Origin of the sequence: Paenilisteria newyorkensis (assembly GCF_000766145.1) — a bacterium.
GTDB classification, from domain to species: Bacteria; Bacillota; Bacilli; order Lactobacillales; family Listeriaceae; genus Listeria_A; species Listeria_A newyorkensis.
On the sequence record NZ_JNFB01000025.1, the window covers coordinates 1 to 6,259 of the forward strand.

The 6,259-nt window shown below is 38.0% G+C and carries 4 protein-coding genes; 3 read left to right on the forward strand and 1 reads right to left on the reverse strand.

The genetic code is table 11. The annotated features are described in order from the left end of the window. A partial coding sequence (locus EP58_RS17520) for an immunoglobulin-like domain-containing protein (RefSeq protein ID WP_036093249.1) occupies positions 1 to 899 on the forward strand: 899 nt, incomplete at its 5' end. Positions 900 to 1,198: 299 nt separating this feature from the next. Here EP58_RS17520 and EP58_RS17245 read toward each other — a convergent pair. After that, positions 1,199 to 1,441, reverse strand: a complete 243-nt coding sequence (locus EP58_RS17245; protein ID WP_077917898.1) for a Tn3 family transposase — start codon at positions 1,439 to 1,441, stop codon at positions 1,199 to 1,201. A 257-nt stretch (positions 1,442 to 1,698) separates the two neighbouring features. Between EP58_RS17245 and EP58_RS10525 the strand changes: the two genes are divergently transcribed. Together EP58_RS10525 and EP58_RS10530 are read left to right on the forward strand one after the other, a co-directional pair. Then, complete coding sequence (locus tag EP58_RS10525; RefSeq protein WP_059141184.1) at positions 1,699 to 4,374, forward strand: putative mucin/carbohydrate-binding domain-containing protein; 2,676 nt, start codon at positions 1,699 to 1,701, stop codon at positions 4,372 to 4,374. A gap of 191 nt (positions 4,375 to 4,565) precedes the next feature. Further along, on the forward strand, positions 4,566 to 6,259 hold a 1,694-nt coding region (locus EP58_RS10530; protein WP_036093254.1), incomplete at its 3' end, for a toxin Cry1Ac domain D-VI-related protein.

Genomic DNA, 6,259 nt, shown 5'->3' on the forward strand with positions numbered 1-6,259 from the left:
CAAATGGAGACTTCAAGCTGTATGCCCAAGGTTTTGGTTTAAAAGTTGGCGACACATTTGAAGTACGCGGTGTCGATACCAAAGGAAATAAAGGGCCAATCGCGACAGGAACCGTTCTCAGCTCTTCCTCATCAGTTGCCTATGGTCTAACGGCTAACGACGCGGGTCTAAGCGCAACAACCATTACTGGAACCGCTGGATCTGGTTTGACAACTGTCCGTCTATCTATTGATGGTACCATCGTCAAAGTCGGTCAAATTAAAGCAGATGGCACCTACAGTATTTCCACAAACAATCTGATTAAACCAGGTTCAAAAGTAGAAGTAGTAGGATATGCCGATAAAACAGAAATGGCTCGTAAAACAGTGAACATTGTTAATGATGAAAAACCAACATTAGAAGCCTTAACGATCGATGACGACGCAGTGAAAGGCTCTGTAACAGCAGGGTCAGCAACAGGATTCCGTGTAAGTATCAATGGCGTAGCCGTTAAGACAGGAACAATTGCAGCCAATGGGACGTTCCAATCAAGCATTGGGAAACAAGCAGTCGGAACAGTTGTTACGATTGAAATCAGAGATACGACAGGTTACAATACATTCCGTACGGCAAGTGTCACGGTAACAGGATCAGCCGTAGTGAAACTGACAGCACCAGTCCTAGAAAAAATGGACGGTAACTACATCGTAGGAACAGCACCAAAAGGAACGGAATTAATTACAATTTACGAAAATGGTGCAGCCGTAAGAACGCAAAACGTAAGTGCGATGACTGTGAACCCAGATGGTAGCTTTGCATTCAAAGCGTATGTAGCACCAAGTGCAACAAGCGTTCAAGTCCAAGCGAAAAACAGCGACAAACGCATGACAAGTGATCTATCTACAGCACTAACAAAGTAAATTTTAAACATACTAGGGGTACTGAGCGAGCAAAGGGGGTTTGTATCGATAAGGATTGCAAACTTCTTTCTACCAAAAGATTAAAGGTATGTAAGGTTGAATATTTAACGCTTGCAACTGTATTGGGATAGATAACATGTCAAATTTATACTCATCTAAAAATGTAATATGTTGCCAATTAATTAGCGAGATGTGCTCCATATATTTTATTACTTCCGGGTTTGTTTTAACCAGATAATCATAGGTGATTTGTAATAGGGTAGGGAGAGCAAAACACGAATATACAACGCTAAGAAATTTTAGAAAGCACCGAAATCCATTGTGTCACAATAGATTTCGGTGCTTTTCGTCCGTCGGGAATCTAGTGGTTTTAAGGTTTGAAATGTCATATCATCCGTGACAGAAAAAAGATATTCCCCAAGAAAGTTAATGTGTTTCCAGCCTAGTAGAGAGATATGCTCTAGTAAGGTTTCATCAAACGTGTCTAGCTCTTTCAAGGTAGTTACTGCTTTTTCTAAATAAACCGTATTCCATTGTTGGATAAGCTGTGCCTTGTTCTGTTTTCTAAAGGTAAGACAATCTGGTAAAAGCGGTGTAACAGAATCCTATTCTCCGAATTGTTAAAAATAATCCAGATGTTCACAGAAATGTTGAATTTAAATATAATTATCGAACTATTACCGGCAATCTTTTAATAAAGAATAGTCTTAATAATGATATGATAATTATTAAGAAGTAGTTTAATCTTACTTCGAGTAACGAGATGGGGATAAAATTTTTAGAAAAGAGGAGATGACGAATGATGAATACTAAGATTAAAGTGGTTTTTGCATTTATTTTGTTACTTACTATAGTGATGACTGTCACTATGATGCAGCCAAAAGTAAATGCGGCAACACTGGAGAAAAAACTGTACACGTTAGAGGATCCAACATGGCTAAAAAATCAAGGGTTTAGCAAAGGAATTAATCATGATAAACAAGATTTAGGTATTGTACTCCCTAAGGCTGGGACTATCGAGATTAGACAAAAAAATACGAAATTCAAAGGAAACGTCACGCTAGAATTATTAAATGATGATAACAAAACGGAGAGTTCTCAAACTATCGGAAGTTCGTGGGTAACTGTAACAGCTATCAATGACGCTGTGCCTTTTGTTAGGACAGTCTACACGGCAGATGGGAATGCTCCTGTAGTCGAATATAAAGTAAGTGATAATATTACAGATCTACCAGTCTTTAAACAGGGAGATAACGAGGCTAATTTTTGGGGGAAATGGGATAAAACGAATGCGAGCTTCGGATTAATCGGCAATAAATACATCCAGATTTTAGTTCCAAAAGGCGATAAAGCTTACCTGAAAAAAATGAATGATTTCTCTTCCATCGGTGCTTTACTAGCTTATTACGACAACGTATTTGAAACGTACAATGAGCTTGCGGGTTTATCTTTCACACCACAAAAAGCGACAGATAAAAACATCCCAAATCGCTATTTTGCAAAAGCAGATAAAAACGGAGCTGGTGCGGGGTACTATGGAGACACTCATACCGCCGAAACAAGCCCATCTGTCATTGCTTTTTGGCTAAAGCCAGGTTGGGGCGGACTTCATGAGATTGGGCATGGTTACCAAGGAACATTCATGGCGGATAATACATTTTCTACAGGAGAGGTATGGAATAATATTTACGCCAACTCCATGCAGAAAAAGGATTACTACAACGGTTGGCTCTATGAGGGAAATCTAGCGACACAAGAAACGGATTTTTATAAAAATGTTTATACGGCGAAAACGCCAACAAATGATTGGAACTTGAGAAATAAACTGTATATGTTGACGCTCATGAAAGATAAAGCAGGAGACCCAGCCTTTGCACATTTTAACCAATCGCATCGTGCTGAGGTAAATGCAAAGACACTTGGGGAAAATCCGCTAGTTCTAGATTTGTTGAGCAAGTATTTTGGAGAAGTAAGTCACTATAATTTCACACCCTATCTAGAACTGGTTCAAGGTTCTATGTCTCTCAAACAAAAAGTGGAAAACCTCTATTCTGGAAATAAAGCTGTGTATCCTTTGGCATCGCTTCTCTCTAGTGATAATTTGCAAAAAGCAAAAAAAGATATTGCCTTGGATACTAAATGGGGCTTAGTGAGCAATAATCAGCTTGAAAAATACAAAGTAGTGAATACTATGAATATCCAATTTACGATCAATGATTTCACGCAAATAAAAGGTAGGACATTAAAGATTAAGGATGGCGAAGATGTAGTACGAGAAGTTAAGATTACGGCACCGACAGTTACGCTTAAAAATATGCCAATTGGAATCTATTCGCTAGATATCCCTACAGGAGTCGATCGTTTTTACGAGCCATCAACAAACTATTTGGCTGTATCAGACTTTAGCAACAATGCGACTATACAGATGAATGAACTGCAAACGTCATATATTGCGACACAAGAACTGATTTTTAAAGGAATAAGTGATGATATTTTTGCTACAGCATCAGTGGATCCTGAGAAAGGGAATCTGGAGTTTGCTATTACAAAAAGTGATCCACATGTTTATTTTAAAGATGATTATGCCTCCATCCAAGTATTCAATGAGAACGGGCAGTCTGTTTTCAAAAGCACTATGAATGGAGTTAAGACCGAGAAGGGCAAGTTCCAACTCGCGATTAAACCAGGCTTTACAATTAAGGTGATGCATCAAGAGCCAACACGTTTTAGCATTACTGGAACAGCCACTAAACTTACAAACGCCTCGATAAATCAAGTATTCAAAGTAACAAAATACGGTCTAACCAGTGACCTAACAGGAGTAACGGTTCAAGATGCACTGGCGAACTATAAACAGAAACTCGCGACATTTGCTTCCACAATCAGTGATAACAGCAAATTCAAAAACGAAGATAATATTATCTTGAAATCAATGCTCAGAAAAGGGATTACCTATCTGCCAGATACTGATCAAGCGAATTATCAAAAAAATTATGCCGATTTAATTGCAGTAAAAAAAGAAAGCTCACAAAATATTTTGAGTGGGGAACAATTTCAATTCCAACTGAAAGGCTATAGTGATTGGGAGTTTGCCAATATGCGCATTAATTTAAGCACAAAGAAAGCAACCATTACCCAAAATTTTGGTGAGCCTCATTCCTATTTCGCAGATGCGTATGCCACAGTCAAGATTAATAACGCTAAAGGTAAAGAAATTTTCAAGAAAGATTTCATTGGACGAGACCAAGCTTTGGCAACGCAAAATAATGTACCAATCGCTGTTGGTGATTTTATTACGGTAGCCCACAGAGAATTCGATATACGCCTCTTTTTAAATAATGAAAAAACGGGAGAAAACTATGAAACATACAGAACAGCAACATATCTTGTGACCATAGAGGGGCTTGAAAAAGTGGACGCCTCATGCATCCCGACACCGCAAGCAGAAGGTCCATATATAACAATACCATTTTGATTTACGTAATATGCCGTTTATTGTTATGAAAGTTTCTCTATGATTAATTTTCTTCTATCATAAAGGAGCCATATCCTCCATAAGAATTTGTGGCTTTTTTATACATGTTACGTGTTTCTGTTGTAAAGTTTTCATCGTGCAAAAACCATGATTGTAAGAATGAAATTTTAAAAACTGAAAAGAGGTAAAAAATGAAAAACACAGGTAAAAAAATAGCAGTAGGTTTATTAACAACGACAATCGTAGCATCGCAAATCTTCCCAACATCATTAAGTTTATCAGAATCATTGAGCGGTGGACATCTAGCAGAAGCAGCAGTAGCAAATGACTACTTCAGTGATACACCAGCTCAAACAGGAACAGATATAACTATGACTGAAGCTAACGGAAAGCTTAATATCGTAGTCAATTTAACGAAACTTAGTATTGGTGGGACAATTAGAATCAATATAATTAATAACGTTGGTGGAGAGCTGTATAATTATGGGGTAGTGGAAACACCAACAACTACAGGGGTAAAAACCTATACATTAGATAAAAAAGTTGATGTTCCTAAATTCGGCTTAATTAATGTGTCTTATTATACAAAAAGTGGATCTCATCTTTCAACTAGAGCTTATGTATTTGGAGATGGTTTAACGTCAGCTAGCCAAGATTTATCGAATGCAACTAACCTGGTCGATACTCTTTTCACAGACTCTAATAAATATAGCCTGAAGCTAACAACAGACCAAGCAGCAATTGATGAAGCACAAGCAGCGGTAGATAAACTTGCACAAGGAACAGATAAAACCAATTTACAAAACGATATTAACAAAGCAAAAGAATTGTTAGCAAAACAAACAGTGGATAAAGCAACGCAATATACTGCAAAAACTTCTGTTGACGCCCTATTTACAGATGCAACAAAAACAGGCATTAAACCAACAACAGACCAAGCAGCAATCGATGTGGCACAAGCTTTAGTAAACAAAGTACAAGATCCAACAGTAAAAGCAGACTTACAAAAGGATATCGACAAAGCCCAAAGCTTACTTGATGCACGCACACAACAAGCAACAGATGATCTGAATCAAAAAGCAGCTGCAAGCTATGCAGTGAATCAACTATTCGTGAACAACACACCAGCAAGTGACGCAATCAAAGCTTCCGCAGATCAAGATGCCATCGATAACGCGCAAGCAGAAATCGACAAAATCAAAGACCCTGTTCTAAAAGTAAGTTTACAAAAAGATTTGGATCGCGCACAAGAACTATTAAATCAACGCAATGCACCAGCAACAGAGAAAACAAAACAAGATGCAGCCAGAAAAGCAGTTAATGAATTATTTATCAATCAAACACCGACAAGCAACGAAATTGATGAATATATAATCAGTCAAAAAGCTATTGACGATGCACAAAAATTAATTGATGTAGTCACTGATCCAACGGTAAGAGAAGTATTGCAAAAAGACTTGGAACAAGCACAAAGCCTATTTGATACATTGCAAGTAGAACGTGCGAAACAAGATGCAGCAATACAAGCAATAATTGCATTGTTCACAGATAATAGCCTCACCAGCAACACGATTAAAGATACAACCGATCAAAAAGCGATTGATGGTGCGCAACAATTGGTTGATGCATTAACAAATCCGACAGTACAAGAATTATTACAAGAATACTTAGACAAAGCACAAGGTTTACTGGATGCGAAGAATGCAGCAGCAACAGAAAAAGCGAAACAAGACGCAGCGAAAAAAGCAGTGGATGAACTATTCAACAGTAACACCCCAACATCAGGAGCAATCAAACCAACGACAGACCAAAAAGCCATCGATGATGCGAAAAAACTAGTCGATGCGATCACAGATCCAGCAGTGAAAGCAGAACGTCAAGCGGA